15 protein-coding genes are annotated in these 16,707 nt (G+C 57.9%); 4 read left to right on the top strand and 11 right to left on the bottom strand.

What is annotated here, in order from left to right:
* Positions 1-35 precede the first annotated feature (35 nt).
* The 6 genes from serA to RAE09_RS04485 form a co-directional block, all read right to left on the bottom strand.
* Entirely contained in the window at positions 36-1,622 is a 1,587-nt protein-coding gene (gene serA / locus RAE09_RS04510) for a phosphoglycerate dehydrogenase (RefSeq protein ID WP_302257530.1), read from the bottom strand.
* Between the two features lie 63 nt (positions 1,623-1,685).
* On the bottom strand, positions 1,686-2,591 hold the full coding sequence (locus tag RAE09_RS04505; RefSeq protein WP_284786723.1) for a hypothetical protein: 906 nt from the start codon (positions 2,589-2,591) through the stop codon (positions 1,686-1,688).
* On the bottom strand, positions 2,581-4,371 hold the full coding sequence (locus RAE09_RS04500; RefSeq protein WP_316981081.1) for a GmrSD restriction endonuclease domain-containing protein: 1,791 nt from the start codon (positions 4,369-4,371) through the stop codon (positions 2,581-2,583). The genes RAE09_RS04505 and RAE09_RS04500 overlap by 11 nt, the downstream gene beginning before the upstream one ends.
* 111 nt (positions 4,372-4,482) lie before the next feature.
* Positions 4,483-5,496: a ketol-acid reductoisomerase gene (gene ilvC, locus RAE09_RS04495; RefSeq protein WP_316981080.1), complete on the bottom strand. Its 1,014-nt coding sequence runs from the start codon at positions 5,494-5,496 to the stop codon at positions 4,483-4,485.
* 99 nt (positions 5,497-5,595) lie between these two features.
* Positions 5,596-6,114 carry an acetolactate synthase small subunit gene (gene ilvN / locus RAE09_RS04490; RefSeq protein WP_316981079.1) on the bottom strand — a complete coding sequence of 173 codons (519 nt, stop codon included), beginning with the start codon at positions 6,112-6,114 and terminating at the stop codon, positions 5,596-5,598.
* Between the two features lie 2 nt (positions 6,115-6,116).
* Complete coding sequence (locus RAE09_RS04485; RefSeq protein WP_316981078.1) at positions 6,117-7,967, bottom strand: acetolactate synthase large subunit; 1,851 nt, start codon at positions 7,965-7,967, stop codon at positions 6,117-6,119.
* Between the two features lie 308 nt (positions 7,968-8,275).
* Between RAE09_RS04485 and RAE09_RS04480 the strand changes: the two genes are divergently transcribed.
* The 3 genes from RAE09_RS04480 (at position 8,276) to RAE09_RS04470 (ending at position 12,081) form a co-directional block, all read left to right on the top strand.
* Positions 8,276-8,818 carry a PH domain-containing protein gene (locus tag RAE09_RS04480; RefSeq protein ID WP_198492929.1) on the top strand — a complete coding sequence of 181 codons (543 nt, stop codon included), beginning with the start codon at positions 8,276-8,278 and terminating at the stop codon, positions 8,816-8,818.
* A 54-nt stretch (positions 8,819-8,872) separates the two neighbouring features.
* A complete protein-coding gene (gene ilvD, locus RAE09_RS04475; protein WP_316981077.1) occupies positions 8,873-10,726 on the top strand; it encodes a dihydroxy-acid dehydratase in 1,854 nt (617 codons plus the stop codon).
* Positions 10,727-10,806: 80 nt separating this feature from the next.
* Positions 10,807-12,081 carry a glycosyltransferase family 87 protein gene (locus RAE09_RS04470; RefSeq protein WP_316981076.1) on the top strand — a complete coding sequence of 425 codons (1,275 nt, stop codon included), beginning with the start codon at positions 10,807-10,809 and terminating at the stop codon, positions 12,079-12,081.
* Here the strand turns inward: RAE09_RS04470 and RAE09_RS04465 are convergent.
* The 4 genes from RAE09_RS04465 to RAE09_RS04450 all read right to left on the bottom strand — a co-directional run bounded on the left by RAE09_RS04465 (position 12,056) and on the right by RAE09_RS04450 (position 14,844).
* Entirely contained in the window at positions 12,056-12,370 is a 315-nt protein-coding gene (locus RAE09_RS04465; RefSeq protein ID WP_034668152.1) for a transcriptional regulator, read from the bottom strand. The genes RAE09_RS04470 and RAE09_RS04465 overlap by 26 nt on opposite strands.
* On the bottom strand, positions 12,363-12,869 hold the full coding sequence (locus RAE09_RS04460) for a hypothetical protein (protein WP_316981075.1): 507 nt from the start codon (positions 12,867-12,869) through the stop codon (positions 12,363-12,365). The genes RAE09_RS04465 and RAE09_RS04460 overlap by 8 nt, the downstream gene beginning before the upstream one ends.
* A gap of 82 nt (positions 12,870-12,951) precedes the next feature.
* Positions 12,952-13,902, bottom strand: a complete 951-nt coding sequence (locus RAE09_RS04455) for a DoxX family protein (protein ID WP_316981074.1) — start codon at positions 13,900-13,902, stop codon at positions 12,952-12,954.
* 69 nt (positions 13,903-13,971) lie between these two features.
* Positions 13,972-14,844 (bottom strand): LysR family transcriptional regulator ArgP, encoded by an 873-nt coding sequence (locus RAE09_RS04450; protein WP_316981073.1) that lies wholly within the window; start codon positions 14,842-14,844, stop codon positions 13,972-13,974.
* A gap of 70 nt (positions 14,845-14,914) precedes the next feature.
* On the opposite strand from RAE09_RS04450, the gene RAE09_RS04445 reads away from it, so the two are divergent.
* A complete protein-coding gene (locus RAE09_RS04445) occupies positions 14,915-15,607 on the top strand; it encodes a LysE/ArgO family amino acid transporter (RefSeq protein ID WP_179386409.1) in 693 nt (230 codons plus the stop codon).
* Positions 15,608-15,625: 18 nt separating this feature from the next.
* On the opposite strand, the gene RAE09_RS04440 is transcribed toward RAE09_RS04445, so the two are convergent.
* Complete coding sequence (locus RAE09_RS04440; RefSeq protein WP_316981072.1) at positions 15,626-16,696, bottom strand: aldo/keto reductase; 1,071 nt, start codon at positions 16,694-16,696, stop codon at positions 15,626-15,628.
* Positions 16,697-16,707 lie beyond the last annotated feature (11 nt).

The following is a 16,707-nucleotide window of genomic DNA, read 5'->3' as shown; positions in this document are numbered from 1 at the left end:
CCACGCGGGTTGAGATTCTGTTGCAGTCCGCAGCCTTATGCTTCCATGTTCAACTGTTCGCATTCAGCACCCAAGGCCGCATTAATTTCGGCGATGAGATGCTCTGGTACCTCGGCCTCCACGCGCAGAATCAGCACAGCATCAGATTCCTGTTTACCGTGCGTAAGTGCAGCCGCGACGATATTGATTCCCGCAGCACCCAACTTGGTACCCACCGTTCCCAGTGCACCTGGGGCGTCCGCGTAGCGGAAGAAGAGGTTGCGGCCGGTAGCACGCATATCTACGCCGCGGCCGTTGATGCGAATGAACTTTTCGGTTCCATCGATGCCGATAAGCGCGCCGGTGAGCGAGGAGACCTCGCCATCAGCACCAATAACCTTCACCTGCAGGGAAGAGCGGTGCCCCTTGGACTCCGCATTAGTAGATACCTCAACCTCTACCCCACGACTATGCGCGATCTGCATTGCATTGACAAAGGTCACCGGCTCCGAAGTCACGCCGCTAAACAGACCCCGGACGGCAGAAAGTCCTAGCACTTCCACGTCTTCGGTAGACAACTCGCCACAGGCCTCCACCTCGACGGCAACGGGGGCTTGTCCCAAAAGGCGGCCAGCAGTAAGTCCTAGCTTGCGGGCGAGGTCCAACCAACCAGCAACCTCTTCTCTCACTGCCCCGCCAGAGACGTTGACCGCATCCGGCACAAACTCTCCTTCAAGCGCCTTCAAGACAGACTCCGCTACATCGGTTCCCGCACGGTCCTGGGCTTCTACAGTGGAGGCGCCTAGGTGCGGGGACACGGTGACTTGCGGCAGCTTAAAGAGCGGAGAATCAGTGCACGGTTCCGTGGCATAAACGTCAAAGCCCGCACCTCGATGATGTCCCGACTCAATGGACTCAGCCAGGGCCGCTTCATCTACCAAACCGCCTCGCGCAGCGTTAATGAGAATCTGTCCCGGCTTCGCCTTGGCCAAAAGTTCCCTATCAAACATTCCGGCTGTCTCCGGAGTCTTTGGCAAGTGAATGGTCACGAAATCGGAACGCGACATCAGCTCTTCTAGCTCTACTAATTCCACGCCCAACGCTGCCGCGCGAGCCGGGTTGGCATAGGGATCGTGCGCGATGATGGTCGTCTCAAAGGAATTCAGTCGCTGGGCAAAGAGCTGGCCAATGTGACCAAAGCCAACAATGCCGATGGTCTTTCCATAGACCTCTACGCCCTTGAAAGAAGAACGCTTCCACTCCCCTTCGCGCAGGGACTGGTCGGCCGCTGGTATCTGGCGCGCCGTCGCTAAGAGCAGTGCAATTGCCTGTTCACACGCAGAGTGAATATTAGATGTCGGCGCGTTGACCACCATGACGCCCTTGTCTGTGGCCGTTGGAATATCGACATTGTCCAGCCCCACTCCGGCACGGCCCACAATCTTGAGCTTTGTGGCCGCTTCCAATACCTCTGCATCAACGGTTGTGGCAGAGCGCACCAGCAAAGCCTCGGCCTCCGGAACCGCCGCGAGGAGCTCGGCACGGTTCGGCCCATCCACCCAACGGACCTCAACAGAGTCCCCCAAGGCCGTAACCGTGGACTGGGCTAATTTATCGGCAATAAGGACTACCGGCTTCGACATATCTTCCTTCGCTTAAGTGAAATGCGGTGCACGCGGGTTGTCCGCGTGTCAAGGAAGTGTAGTTCAGTCAGGAGTGCCCTGCTTGATTTTTGCCTTAAATTCTTTCACTCGACCGAATTCCGGCCCCAAGGCTACTAAGGTGCCGTCCTCCAGGCCCGCTACAGCAGCCATGCTGTGCTTATCCGCTAGCGGATCGGCAGTCGGCATGACCAAAACTCTTCCGCCGTAGGCTGCCGCAGTAATGACGTTTGCGATGGGGCTATCCTTAGTGGCAACAATATTTGGCGCCATCTGGCCGTCCCTGCGGGACTGTGCTGGGATGGGTTGATTCTTTTCCTCGCCAGCATCAAGTTCGCCTTCATACGGCACCCAGGCAGGACGCAGCTCCATATGGGGAGTCTTATCCAGCCGTGCGATATCCTTTACCATCTGCTCCGGCGAGGCTACCACCTTGGAACCATACTGGAATGCCGTGAACTCCCCTAGTGCCCTATGCGTTCCTGGATCCTTGATCACGCTGAATTCACCAGAGGTTTCCGTCCACGGCACGTCACCGACTACCACCAGGCGACTTACTCCCAAGTCCGTGAGCAGCTTATGGATTTCCAAACGCCTAGCATCGTCATACTGCACCGCCGGCAAATGCTGGTTTACCGCCAAGGTTGCTGCACGAAGAATGGATTTATCATCCGGGGAAAAAAGGACAAGCGAATCCGAATCTTCAAAAAATAGGCGGCTGGCTTCAATTCCAATGGGGTCATTAACAATGACCAACTTGCCATCAAATTTCGGATCAATAAGACGGTTTTGGTTTTCCGCCTTGGCCTTGCTGAGATCGATTTCGGACTCATCCAGATCGGACAGACCACGCCTGACCAGCTTGGATTCTGTGACCGGAGTGCCACAGGCTGCTAGTGCAAGAGAAGCAACAAGCACTGTAGCGGCCAAGCGCACAGATTTAGCGATCAAAAGCTTGCGGACCTTCCTCTCCACCAAAAAGGTTTGCTTCATCCACATCGCGGATAACGGGTTTACCTAAAGCATATTCCACAATGCCCAAGAATCGGTGACGGCGGTCCGCAAGGAATTCACGCGGCTGCGATGCGCGCAGATATTCCAGGTTCATTTCGTGGGATGCTAGCACCTCATCAAATTGCGCATCTTCCATGATGGACTTGGACTGAACGCGAGGTAGGTAGCGGTTGGGAGCGAAACCGTCGAGCACTACCTCGGTTCGTTTGCCCATCGGGGTGTAGTTCATCACCGACTCAGCCAAGACGGGATCAACTCCGTGACGCTTGCACCAATTTAGCGGGAACACAGGGAAAAAGCCTGGCTTGAGCTCTTCAAAGGTATGCCGAGTGAAGGCCTTTCCAGTGCGCCAGTCCTTCGCGCCGCGCGCCATAAGGAGGGCATAGAGTCCGTGCCATACGCCATCTTTGCCATCTACGGAAAGCAGCCGGGATTCACGGAAGGTGGCATCAGCGACGGTCTTCGGCGTCTCGTCCGTTGCACCGGCTACCCATTCGGTGACCTCATCTACGTCGCGAGCTGCACGCAGCTGCACTGCAGAAGAGCCGTAGAGCTCGCCAAAGACGCCACACCAGAACCATTGGTTGATACGGTTCCAGGACTGCTCGGTAGAAAGCGCTCCCCCGCGCTTGGCCAAGCGGGCGATAATGACTGCCAGGGGAACAATCTGCTCATTAAACGGAACCTGATCCATGCTGAGGATGCACCGCTCCGCCAAGAACTCTGATACCTCACGGAAGGTAATGCGCAGATCGTTGGCTGCCGACTTGTACTCCGCCAATGACAACTTCAAAATATCCTCGCGCTGGCCACCTGCACAGCCCTTTTCACCGGAGACCAGAAGCGATACTGCAGAGAGGAACTCGGTGCGCCCAATTCCATCCAAGGCTGGGGACTTACGCAGATCCTTTTCCACTTCTTGCCAATCAGCGGCCAAGTGGAAGCTGGGGTCCTCAGAGGCAAAGACGGCAGTGAGCAGATCGAATACGTCCATCTGCAAGCCGACCGAGTTCGCTTGGGCAAAAATCGAGCCGATGCCGGCTCGCTCCGTCTCGCGGGAAAGTCGAATCATTGGCAGGTCATAACCGGACAATGGCCGAATGATGCGATTATTAAAGGCCGCCAGTTCCGCGCTGTATTCCTGCTTGGTCGCCGCAAGTTCAAAAAGCATACCGACGCCGTCTTCACTGAGCAGAGAAGCCACGGGAATGCACATATTCTCTAGCGCATCTTCGCGCGTTAGGATTTCGCTCTCGATTGCCGGTGCGAAGTGCGAGCAAATCTTGCCGTCTTGATTGACCGCGAAGATGGCATCATCCGGCATAAGATTGCCGCGTACGGCTGCGCGAATATCGATAAAGAAGCGGCGGTGAATCTTCTTCTTGCGGAAGTCAGTGGTATCTACAAAGCCCTCGCCGTTGAAGCAGTGATACAGGGTGGTCAGGCGCTGCTGCCCGTCTAAAAGGAGCAAGCCGGGGTCGACGCCAGTGTCAGGTGCGCCCGCAAGGGCACGGGGACGAAAGCGCATCTTTTCGTTTCGGGTGTCAAGAGCCATGAGCGCGCCGATGGGATAACCGCGCAGCACGGAAACAATAAGAGATCGAATACGATCTTCATCCCAGGCATAGCTGCGCTGGAAGTCAGGTAACTGGATATCCCCGCGATCAATTCGTGCAAAAAGGTCTTTGAGATCATAGCTTGGCGTCGTAAAGCCCATGGCCCTCATCCTACTCCCCGCACCGGAGTTTTACCTGACACAAATAAGGCAAACCCACGGTAAACATGCCTGTTCACCGTGGGTGTGCGCTGCAGACGCCGCCTTTTATTCCTAGGCCGTAGCATCCAGCGGGTTCTTGACCCAGCTCATCAAATCGCGCAGCTTGATGCCGGTCTTTTCAATGTCGTGCTGCGCAAATTCCTCACGCAGATTCTCCAGCTCCTTGTTGCCGCCCTCAATATTGGCAAGCAGGCGCTTGGTGAAGGTGCCATCCTGGATATCGGACAAGATATCCTTCATGCGCTGCTTGGCATCGGCATCAATAACGCGAGGGCCAGAAATGTAGCCGCCAAACTCGGCGGTATCAGATACCGAGTAGTTCATGTTGGCGATGCCACCCTCAAACATCAGGTCCACGATGAGCTTCATCTCGTGCAGCACCTCAAAGTAGGCCATTTCTGGCTCGTAGCCAGCCTCAGTCAGAACCTCGAAGCCGGTGCGAATCAGAAACTCTACGCCACCACACAGGACGGCCTGCTCGCCAAAGAGGTCAGTAACCGTCTCTGCTTCAAAGGTCGTCGGGATAACGCCGGCACGCGCACCGCCGATGGCTGCAGCATAAGACAGAGTCAGATCATGGCCTTCGCCTTTAGGATCCTGTTCGGTAGCGATGAGGCACGGAACGCCCTTGCCGTCAACGAACTGGCGGCGAACCAGATGGCCAGGCCCCTTAGGGGCAACCATGCCGACGGTGACATTGGCCTGTGGTTCAATCAGCTTAAAGTGGATATTCAAGCCGTGCCCAAACAGCAGCGCATTGCCGTCTTCCAAGTTGGGGGCAATTTCATCTTCAAAGATCTGCTTCTGAGAGGTATCTGGTGCCAGCAGCATGATTACGTCTGCCCACTTGGCAGCTTCTGCAACGGTCTTGACCTCAAAACCGGCTTCCTCGGCCTTCGCCGCCGACTTGGAGCCTTCACGCAGACCAATAACAACCTCGACGCCGGAATCGCGCAGGTTCTGCGAGTGCGCGTGCCCCTGGGAGCCGTAGCCAATAACGGCTACCTTGCGACCCTGAATGATAGACAGATCCGCATCATCGTCGTAGAAGGTTTCAATAGCCATTTCGTAGTCCTCAATTCTGTAATAATTGTAAGTTCAATGAATCAACGGCCCACCTAGCACTATACCACTGTGCGAGACACGGTGACCATATAGTGGGATTTAATTTCGCGGAGGTGCCATCGCCTTGGGACCACGTCCTAAGGCCACGTCACCAGACTGCACCAGCTCGAGCACACCGAATGACTCCAGGACATCGAGAAGCGCCGCCAGCTTTCCAGGGGTACCGGTAGCCTCCACCACCACTGATTCTTGTGCCACGTCTACCACGCGGGCACGGAAGATATTAACGGCATCGACCACCTGCGGCCGGTTGGCATTATTCGCAGCCACCTTGACCAGCATCAGAGCTCGCGCCGCGGTCGAGTCTGCTTCGAGCTCCACCACCTTGATGACCGGCACAATCTTGTTGAGCTGCTTGGTCACCTGTTCCATAATCCTTTCGGAAGCATCGACCACGATGGTCAGCCGGTTAATCCCCGGATTTTCCGTTTGGGCAGAAACCAGCGAAATGATGCTGTACCCACGCCGGGAAAACATGCCGGTCACGCGCGACAAGATTCCCTCTACGTCTTCTACCAGGACCGACAGGGTATGCCGGGAAACGTCACTGGGGGCCATGCCTATACCTCCTGGATAGTCTCGTCGATATCGGCAGGAGCTTCTGCTGCCGATTCATTTTCATCAAACAGCGGGCGCAAGCCGCGGGCATATTGAATTTCTTCGTTAGACGCCCCACCGCCGATCATTGGCCAGACTTGGGCGTCCTCACCAACGATGAAGTCAATGACCACTGGGCGGTCATTGATTGCGCGGGCCCGTTCAATGGCTGGCACCACTCCTTCCTCACAAGTGACGCGGATGGCCTCACATCCCAGCGCCTCTGCTAGGCGTACGAAGTCCGGGGTATAGACATCTCGTTCTCGCAGCTTGGTATTGGAGTAGTTCTCATTAAAGAACAGTGTCTGCCACTGACGGACCATGCCTAGGTTGCCGTTATTGATGACGGCAACCTTAAACGGAAAGCCCTCCAAAGCCGCTGTGGTGAGCTCCTGGTTGGTCATTTGGAAGCAACCGTCACCGTCAATCGCCCACACCTCCTTATCCGGGCATGCTGCCTTGGCACCAAGGGCCGCCGGCACGGCATAGCCCATGGTTCCGGCACCGCCGGAGTTGATCCAAGAGCGTGGATGCTCAAAATCAATGAACTGTGCCGACCACATCTGGTGCTGTCCCACACCGGCACAGTAGATAGCCTCAGGACCTACGGTTTCACTCAGCTTTTCCAACACAAATTGGGGATTGAGCTGCCCATCCGGAATGGGATCATAGCCACGGGGGAACCGTTCCTTGAGCCCATCGAGGTAATCCCGCCATGGGCCTACTTCCGGAGATTTCACCGCGGAGTTCTTACGGTACTCCTTTAAGAGACCTGCCAACACGTTGCGGGCATCACCCACGATTGGCACGGCAACGTCGCGGATTTTCCCAATTTCAGCCGGGTCAATATCAGCATGAATTACCTGGGCCTCAGGGGCAAAAGTGGAGGTATCACCGGTTACTCGATCATCAAATCGCGCGCCGATAGTAATCAACAGGTCAGCTCGCTGCATGGCCGCAACTGCAGGGACGGTGCCATGCATGCCCGGCATGCCCATGTGGAGCGGATGAGATTCCGGGAAGGCCCCCAAGGCCATGAGCGTAGTCACGACAGGGATTCCGGAAAATTCCGCAAACTCGCGCAGCTCCTTGGCTGCCTCGGCCTTGATGACACCGCCGCCGGCATAGATGACCGGCTTTTCTGCCTGTGCAATGAGCTCAACCGCTTGCGCGATCTGGCGAGAGTGTGGCTTGGTCGTCGGTTTATATCCAGGCAGGTCAAACGTAGCCGGGAAGGAATATTCCAATTCACCGTTTTGCACGTCCTTCGGGATATCCACCAAGACCGGCCCCGGACGGCCCGTAGACGCCAGATGGAATGCGGCTGCAATGGCAGCTGGAATCTGGCTCGGTTCCGTCACGATGTAGTTGTGCTTGGTAATCGGCATCGTCACGCCGCGAATATCGGCCTCTTGGAAGGCATCGGTTCCCAAGAGGTTGCTGCCCACCTGGCCGGTGATGGCAACGATAGGAACGGAGTCCAGGTTGGCGTCGGCAAGCGCTGTCACCAAGTTGGTCGCACCCGGCCCGGAGGTGGCAATGCATACGCCTACCTTGCCGGAAGCTTGGGCGTAGCCTTCGGCGGCGTGGCCGGCACCCTGTTCATGGCGGGTGAGCACATGGCGCAGCTTGGTCGAGGTGTGCAAGGCATCGTATAGAGGAAGCACGGCACCGCCTGGAATGCCGAAGACGAGATCGGTTCCCAAGTCTTCGAGAGTGCGGACAATGGCGTGGGCACCACTCATCCGCTCCGGAGCGTGGGCGCGTGAGGCTGCAGCCACCGAAGCGGGCGTGGGCGAAGTTGTCGTAACCACGGTTAATGTGCTCCTTGGAATGGTCTATTACTGGTCCTGATCATCATTGGCACCGGCTCCAGATATGAACAAAGCCCCCGCGGGCTTTTCTGTCTGCGGGGGCGAAATGCGTCGACGTCATGAGGCGTCGCGGTCACCACCGCGTTGGTACTACCTGAAGTCGAATAATGATCATGGGCATGACTATACATTGATAGGTATTACACTCGTGGAGATTACCCCCTTTTGGGATCGCATTCCCACCTGGTGGGACACGCCTGAAAAATAGGTTCGCCCTTGCCGGCCTTAGTGAATTAGGCTTGCACACTATGACTCCACCACCTAAGGACAACAAACCTCGTCAGTCCACCACCCAGGCAGAGGTTTTCAAGCCATCCCGCGACCACATCTTGGGCATCCTCATCCTGTCCGCCATTGCTCTATTAAGCATCGGATGGGCCCCCAAATACCTCGCATGGCTGTTCATAATCCCCATCCTCGGATTGTGGTGGGTCATAAAATCCCGTACCAAAGTCTCCGAATCTGGAATCGCCATCTCTTACGCATTCCGGAAAAATATCCAGATCGCATGGGACGATTTTGCCGGAATCGGCTTCCAACGCGCCCGCGCCTTCGCCCGCACCAAGGCCGGCGCGGAGCACAGCCTGCCCGGCGTTACCTTTAACTCGCTCCCGCGACTTTCGGAGGCCTCCCGCGGCCGCATCCCTGACGCCCTTACCCAGGGCCGTGAAGCGGCAGATGACAAGGTGGTAATTGTCCACCGTGACGGCCAACAAGTCCTCCTCAGCAAAGAAGAGTATGAGGACTACCTCGAGCGCCACCCCGAGCTCAAGCCTTCGGCCGAAAACTAAATACGCCGCCTACACTCTCCCCCACATCCTTTGAAGGAATGGTGACTGAAAACCATGTTCCCGCTGCGTTCAAAAGTAACTACCTTCGGCCGCCAAGCCTCTGGCGCCCGCGCCCTCTGGCGGGCCACCGGCACCAAGGAAAATGACTTTGGCAAACCGATCGTCGCCATCGCCAACTCCTACACCCAATTCGTCCCCGGCCACGTACATCTCAAAAACGTTGGCGATATCGTCGCCGACGCCGTGCGCGAGGCTGGCGGCGTGCCCAAGGAATTCAATACCATCGCCGTCGATGATGGCATCGCCATGGGACACAGCGGCATGCTCTACTCGCTGCCTTCGCGCGAAATCATCTCCGATTCCATCGAGTACATGGCCAATGCCCACACTGCCGACGCCCTGGTATGCATCTCCAATTGCGATAAGATCACCCCGGGCATGCTCAATGCGGCACTGCGCCTGAACATTCCCACCATTTTCGTCTCCGGCGGACCGATGGAGGCCGGCAAAGCCGTCGTAGTTGATGGCGTTGCCCACGCCCCAACCGACCTCATCACCGCCATCACCGCCTCCGCCAATGACGCGGTATCTGATGAAGGCTTGACCCAGGTGGAGGAATCCGCCTGCCCCACCTGCGGCTCCTGTTCTGGCATGTTTACCGCCAATTCCATGAACTGCCTGACCGAAGCACTCGGCTTGGCGCTGCCCGGCAACGGCACCACCCTGGCCACCCACACGGCTCGCCGCAGCCTATTTGAAAAGGCCGGCTCCACCATCGTCGATATGTGCCGCCGCTATTACGGCGAGGAGGACGAATCCGTTCTCCCCCGCAATATCGCCACCAAGGAAGCCTTTACCAACGCCATGGCGCTAGACATGGCCATGGGCGGATCCACCAACACCATCCTGCACACGCTCGCAGCCGCACAGGAGGGCGAGGTGGATTTCACCCTCGATGACATTAATGACATCTCCTACCGCGTGCCCTGCCTGTCCAAGGTCGCACCCAATGGCACCTACCACATTGAGGATGTCCACCGCGCCGGCGGTATCCCCGCTATCTTGGGAGAGCTTCGCCGCGCCGGGCACTTGAACCTGAAGGTACATACGGCGCTCTATGACAACGCCGAGCAGTGGCTCGATGACTGGGATATCCGCAACCCCCACGCCACCGATGAGGCCCGCGAACTGTACTACGCCGCGCCGGGCGGCGTGCGCACTACCGAACCATTTTCCCAATCCAACCGCTGGGACGAGCTCGACACTGACGCCGCCAATGGCTGCATTCACGACGCCGATCACGCCTTTTCTTCCGACGGCGGCCTAGTTGTCCTGCGCGGAAACCTGGCTCCAGACGGGGCCATCGTCAAGGCAGCGGGCGTTGAAGAAGAGCTGTGGACATTCTCTGGACCTGCTCGTGTGGTGGAATCCCAGGAGGAGGCCGTATCGATAATCCTGAACAAGGAAGTTCAGCCGGGCGACGTGGTGGTCATTCGCTATGAAGGCCCGTCCGGCGGCCCGGGTATGCAGGAGATGCTCCACCCCACCTCCTTCCTGAAAGGCGCCGGTTTGGGAAAGGCATGCGCCTTGATTACCGACGGCCGTTTTTCCGGTGGCACCTCCGGCCTTTCCATCGGCCACATCTCCCCCGAGGCGGCCCACCAGGGCCTTATCGGGCTCATCGAAACTGGCGACACCATCACCATCGACATCCACGAGCGCCAACTCACCCTGGATGTGGACGAGGACGTGCTGGAGCGCCGCCGAGCCGCCCAGGAACAGCGCGAACAACCGTGGACTCCGGTGAACCGCAACCGCCCCATCACTAAGGCGCTGCGCGCATATGCCGCTATGGCCACCTCTGCCGATCGCGGCGCGGTACGCGTGGTTGACGGTTATGTGAATTAGCAGGAGATAACTGCTAAATCCCTATGAGCTTCGGTGGGGTGCGCGCCTGTTTACCTGCAGATCGCATAAAGTGTACTGCGATGAAACTAGCGCGCACCCCCTTTTTCCGTTATGCCTTAGCTCTGCTGGGGCTCCTCTGTGGCGCCTGGAAGGTTGTTCAAGACACCCGCATTACGGACTTTCCCATTGACATGGTGGTCTACCGCGAGGGCGTCAAGGCTTTCCTTGAGCATCGCTCCGTCTATAGCGAGCCCATGCTGGCCGGGGACATTGAACTCCCCTTCATTTATCCGCCTTTTGGCGCGCTCGTCATGGTCCCGCTGACGGCCTTCGATGGCATTGACCACGATATGGCAGGCGACATCGTGGTCGTCCTGTCTGACCTTCTCGTGCTCCTATGCCTCTACTTTGTATTCAAGGCAGTCCTGAAAAAGCCAGAGTTCCTCCTGCCCGTCACCGCCATTACTTGGGCCATTGCCTTGCGCTTCGAACCAGTTGACCTCAACAATGGTTTTGCGCAGATCAATATCGTGGTGATGGCGCTGGTTATCCTCGACCTCGTTCCGCGCAAGCGCTTCTTGCCCCAAGGTATCTTGATTGGCTTGGCCGCCGCAATCAAAATTACCCCACTGGCTATGTTGCTGTATTTCCTCGTGCGCAAGGAGTGGAAGCAGATTGCCACAGCGCTCCTTTCCGCTGTTGCGGCCACCCTCCTTGCCGCAGCCTTCCGCTGGGACGCGTTCGTGGAGTTCTTCAGTTCCAAATTGCTCGATATGGGCTCTGGCGGCGACTTCGGCGTGGGGACTGATTACCAGTCCAATAGCTCTATCAAGGGCGCCATTCAGCGCATGTATTCTTCTTCCGAGGCCATGGACGCCAATGGGCTGGCCATCAACATCGCGTGGATCGCCGCCTCCCTCGTGGTAATTGCATTCGCCGCGTGGCTTATCAAGCGGCTGTGCGAGGAGCACCTGCTTGTCGACGCCCAATTGGTCACCGCCCTCACCCTCCTCCTCATCTCCCCGGTTTCCTGGTCGCACCACTGGGTCTGGCTCACGCTCATCATCCCGGTCTTTGTCTACCGCGCCTGGACCTGGCTGCCATCTGGATGGGCCGCGGGCAGCCTGCTGACCGTCCTCGTCGCCTGGTCAGCCATGCTGCTGACCGTCCCGCCCAAGTGGTGGTGGGGCGATCAAGTCGATGTCCACGCCATGGAGCGCTACCAGAAGTTCTGGGTGGATGACTTCGTGTGGCTAACCATACTGACCGTCGCACTTTTCGCAGCCGCTTTCTATGCCTCCCAGCGCAATAGCCGGAACGCGAATACCGCTACTCCTGCCCCGCTAGCGTCTTAAGCGCCGCAAGGTGCGAATCGAATGCGGCCTTACCTTTAGCCGTGAGCATCACCCATACCGTGTCCTTGCCACGCGAGGATCCATACTCACGAAAACGACTGACATACCCCTCTTTTTCCAGTGCGCTTAGCTGCTTAGACAGCGTGGCATCGGATTGATTCACCTTGTCCCGAATCGCAGCAAAGCGCATCTCTTTGTTGATGGCGCCTTCCACTGCGCCAGCCGCGTTGAGCACCGCACAAATTTTAAATCGGTTGAGCGGGTGAATTACTGGATCAAGCTCACTCATCACCGCTCGCCTGCTTGCCGTCTTCATGGCCACGCGTGGACATATCCATTGCTCCCGAATTGAGAGCCCAAAACACGCCCACGCCCCACAGCGTGAATACGATGGCCGCAATTACCATGTGCCCTTCGAGAAAGGTCTGGAAGAACGTAGGGGCAAACATTAGAAAAAATCCGAAATAGTATTTCTTATCCGGCTCCGGCTGGTTGAATGGATCCTGCCTATAGCTCGGACGCACATCACCCTGATGGCTACCCACCCACATTGCCGCTCCGAGGCCAAACATCATGAAGCCGAGGAACGCCCACAGAGGAATATCATCTTCCCACTGGCTCATAACGAAATAGCTTCCTGCAAGAACTACTGCGAGCGAGGCATTAATCACGGTCCGCCTCTTGCCGCTTTGCTCCTTCTCCACTTCCTCGTTGAAGGACAGTGCCTCGTGCACGCTTTCATCCATTCTCGCCGTTCCTTTCACCTTCGACTTTTCGTTGTTTTCCACTTTAGAAAGTATCATACTTTCCGCCATGGAAAGCAAGAGCAAAAGAAAATCCGCCGCAATTGCGACGGACAGCTATTGGCGATTAGTTCAGCGGATTAACGCCTGCGCCGAAGAACCAGAGTGCGGCGAGGATGGCGATGCCGATGAGCACAAAGGCCCAGGAAGTACCCAGCGGGCGGCGTGCCCACGAGCGCTTGAAGTCTAGAGAGATAAAGCCTGGGCCAGTAAACTGCAGGCCCACTGCGATGACAAAGAGGACCAAGGAAAGCCATACGGATTCCGGCCAGCTAAAGACATCCAGGCCGGCATTGGTCTGCGCTAGCTCGTGGACGGCGGTAAAGCCGGTCACTACCAGGCCAATCATGGCCGCCAGCGGCGTAATGAGACCGAGCAGCAAGAACACACCAGCGATAAGCTGCATGGTCGGCACCGCGATAGACAGTGCGGTATCCCAGGCATAGTTGGCAAAATCGCCTTCCAGGCCGGACAAGCCCTCGCTATCGCCAAGCGTGAAGAAGGTCTTTGCTCCCGCGACGATAAGGTAAGCGCTCAGCGCCAAGCGGATGAAAAACAGGCCGAAGTCGATGGTGCCGCGGCGACCATAGCGCTGATAGCCTTCCTTTTCTTCCTGCTCCGCCTGCAGGCGCGCCTCGCGCTCCTCTGCGGTTTCGGTGCTGAGGGTGCTGTCCACGGGGGCGTCGGCAGTAGCAAGTGCCGTTTCTTGCTCTACGCTAGCCGGCGTGGTGGACTCCGGTTGCGCGAAGGCTACGGTCTCTTCGCCGGCGCCACTGTCCTGACGTGCGGCTTCATTGGCACTGGAATAGGACAGCACCTCGGTTTCAGGGTGGTCCTGCTGCGCCTGGGAAGGCTTGATCTCCTGCGGCTCGGCGCGGCCGGCGCGCTCGAAGAGGCCCGGCTTCGACTTTCCCTGGCCGGAGACAGAATCCTTGCTAGCGGGCTTCGCGTTGTAGGTTGGCACGTCCATATCCTCATCAAACGGGGTGGCTTTATCCGGTTGCTGCTTATCGCTCATAGCTCCAACTTAGGGCACGTGCCTGCACTTTTGTGGTACCCACCACGGCGCGCCGCACGAGCTTGCGCGCTATGTAGCCACCAAGTCGCTCACAGCCTCGAGAACCGAACGCGTAAGTTCGCTTAAAACCTCCGATTCCAAGCGCCAACGCTGCCAGTAGAGGTCGATATCGAGCGGGGAGTCGTCGAGAAGCACCAGCTCTTTCGCCGCCAATAGGGGCAGCGCTTGGGCTTGGGGCAGCAATCCCCACCCCAGCCCAACGCGAACGGCCTCGAGGTAGCCTTCGGAAGAGGGAATCTGTGACACCCGGGCACGTACCACGGCCGAATCAATGAAGCGCTCGCGCATCGCATCATCCAGTACTTGATCGTTGGGTCCGTAGCCCACAAGGGGCATAGTTTCCCAGGTCAGCCGGCCGCTATGGAAGCTTTCTGCAATATGTGGTGCCGCGACTGGGAAGTAGCGCATCGTACCCAAAAAGCTAGACTCGCAGCCTGAGACCGGCGTGGCCTCCCTCGTCACTGCGCCAAGCACATCGCCCCGCCGCAGCATCGCCAGCGTGCGCGCCTCATCCTCAATCCGGATGCGCAGGGCAACATCACCCCGCCGCGCGGTATCGCTAAGGACCCTACGAAACCATGTCGCTAGGGAATCCGAGTTCACTGCGACAGAGAGCGGGACCCGGGCCAGGCGGTGGCCCAGGCGCGCGTCCGTTTCTGCCTGTACCAACGCCATGCGGCGTGCGGATTGCACCAGGATCTCCCCCGCTTCTGTCGCGGTTACCGGAGTGGCACGGCGAAGGAGCACTCGACCGGTGCTCGATTCTAGGGCCTTGATGCGTTGGCTTACCGCAGACGGCGAGATGCCGAGCACGGCTGCGGCAACATCGAAGCTGCCTTCATCCACGATGGCGAGCAAAGTTTCTAAGTGAACCGGGTTCATGAAGCTATTCTAAACCAACTGTAGATTCATTAACTGGACTAATTCAGGCCGGGAATTCACACTAGAAGGCATGTCCATCGTGCTTGCTGGTTTCTTCCTGGGATTATCGCTCATCGTGGCCGTCGGTCCGCAAAACGCCATGCTGCTCAAATACGGCATCCGCCGCGACCACATCGGCCTCATCATTGTCGTCTGCGCGCTTTCCGACGTCATCCTGATCACCTCCGGCACGGCCGGCGTGGGCTACTTGGTAGAAAAATTCCCCAACGCCCTGCAGGTTCTGAAATATGTTGGCGCCGCTTACCTGGCGTACTTCACCTTCACTTGCTTCCGCGATGCATTCAAAACCAAAGGCGAGGCCATCGAGGTCGAATCCACGCAGCCAAAGGTACCGCAGGAAGTCGCCTCCTTCGATGGCTCTCGGGCACGCAACACGACCAAGACCGCAACTCGCGTCGAGATCAAGCGATCCCCCTCCTGGGTCAAGCCGCTATTGACCGCCCTGGCCTTAACGTGGCTCAACCCAGGCGCCTACGTGGACGTAGTGGTCATGCTCGGCAGCATTGCTAATCAATATGGCGAATCGGGGCGCTGGCTTTTCGCCGTCGGTGCAATCTGCGCCAGCTTCACTTGGTTCCCTTTTATTGGCTTTGGCGCCGCGCGCTTTTCCCACGTGCTGTCCCGGCCCACAGTGTGGCGCTGGATCAACTTCGGCATCGGCGTCATCATGATTGGCCTAACGCTCAAGTTGCTCCTGCTCTAGGGCCGGGATTCCGCCCGCCTAGTTGCCGCGCACGCGCGACGCAGTGGCGCCGGCCCAGCGATTGATGCCGGCGTCATGGGCGGCGTCGTCAATCGCAGCCAGCTCCTCCGCGCTGAAGTCAAGGTGATCCAGCGCGCCCAGATTGTGTTCGAGCTGCTCCACCGAAGAAGCACCCAACAGCGCCGAGGTAAGCGTGCGATCACCTTGATCACGCAGCACCCACGAGATAGCCATCTGTGCCAGAGACTGCCCACGCTGGCCTGCAATATCGTTGAGCGAGCGGATCATGGAAAGGTTTTCCTCATTGAGCCAGTCCTTTTCCAGGGTCTTATTCTTCGCCGCACGCGAATCTGCGGGGATGCCGTCGATATAGCGGTCCGTCAGCATGCCCTGCGCCAACGGGCCGAAGCCGATGACGCCTAGGCCGCTGCGCGCCGTAACATCAAGCAGCGACTCGCCGTCTTCGCCCGGGCGCTCAATCCAGCGGTTCAAAATGGAATAGCTGGGCTGATGAATCAGCAACGGGCAGCCTTCATCTTCCATAAACTCCACGGCCTCTGCGGTGAGCTCCGGGCCATAGGAAGAAATGCCCACATACAGCGCCTTGCCGGAAGCTACGATATCGCGCAGCGCGTACAAGGTCTCCTCCAGCGGGGTATCCGGGTCCGGGCGGTGGTGGTAGAAGATGTCCACATAATCTAAGCCCATGCGCTTCAGGGAAGCGTCCAAGGAGCTCACCAAGTACTTGCGGGAGCCACCAAAGCCGTAGGGCGAATCATTCATCACCCAGCCGGCCTTGGAGGAAATGATCATTTCATCGCGGAAGGGGCGGAAATCGCGGGCGAAGATGCGTCCGAAGTTGTCCTCGGCGGCACCTGGTTCAGGGCCATAGTTATTGGCCAAATCGAAATGAGTAATCCCCCGGTCATACGCCGCGCGCAGGATGTCGCGCTGCGTGGCCAGGGGACGGTCGTCACCGAAGTTCTGCCATAGGCCAAGGGAAATGGCCGGCAGCTTCAGCCCAGAGTTGCCTACTCGGCGGTACTCCATCGAATCATAACGGTCAGATGCGGGTGCATAGATACTCATAGCACCCCATT

It is taken from the genome of Corynebacterium tuberculostearicum (assembly GCF_032821615.1).
GTDB classification, from domain to species: Bacteria; Actinomycetota; Actinomycetes; order Mycobacteriales; family Mycobacteriaceae; genus Corynebacterium; species Corynebacterium tuberculostearicum_H.
This window is presented reverse-complemented; position numbering and strand designations above follow the sequence as displayed.

Coding starts and splice junctions, on each gene's coding strand:
- RAE09_RS04455 (WP_316981074.1), bottom strand. CDS start 13,902: ATGAGCGATAAGCAGCAACCGGATAAAGCCACCCCGTTTGATGAGGAT.
- serA (WP_302257530.1), bottom strand. CDS start 1,622: ATGTCGAAGCCGGTAGTCCTTATTGCCGATAAATTAGCCCAGTCCACG.
- RAE09_RS04450 (WP_316981073.1), bottom strand. CDS start 14,844: ATGAACCCGGTTCACTTAGAAACTTTGCTCGCCATCGTGGATGAAGGC.
- RAE09_RS04470 (WP_316981076.1), top strand. CDS start 10,807: ATGAAACTAGCGCGCACCCCCTTTTTCCGTTATGCCTTAGCTCTGCTG.
- ilvN (WP_316981079.1), bottom strand. CDS start 6,114: ATGGCCCCCAGTGACGTTTCCCGGCATACCCTGTCGGTCCTGGTAGAA.
- RAE09_RS04440 (WP_316981072.1), bottom strand. CDS start 16,696: ATGAGTATCTATGCACCCGCATCTGACCGTTATGATTCGATGGAGTAC.
- RAE09_RS04500 (WP_316981081.1), bottom strand. CDS start 4,371: ATGGGCTTTACGACGCCAAGCTATGATCTCAAAGACCTTTTTGCACGA.
- RAE09_RS04480 (WP_198492929.1), top strand. CDS start 8,276: ATGACTCCACCACCTAAGGACAACAAACCTCGTCAGTCCACCACCCAG.
- RAE09_RS04445 (WP_179386409.1), top strand. CDS start 14,915: ATGTCCATCGTGCTTGCTGGTTTCTTCCTGGGATTATCGCTCATCGTG.
- ilvD (WP_316981077.1), top strand. CDS start 8,873: ATGTTCCCGCTGCGTTCAAAAGTAACTACCTTCGGCCGCCAAGCCTCT.
- RAE09_RS04465 (WP_034668152.1), bottom strand. CDS start 12,370: ATGAGTGAGCTTGATCCAGTAATTCACCCGCTCAACCGATTTAAAATT.
- ilvC (WP_316981080.1), bottom strand. CDS start 5,496: ATGGCTATTGAAACCTTCTACGACGATGATGCGGATCTGTCTATCATT.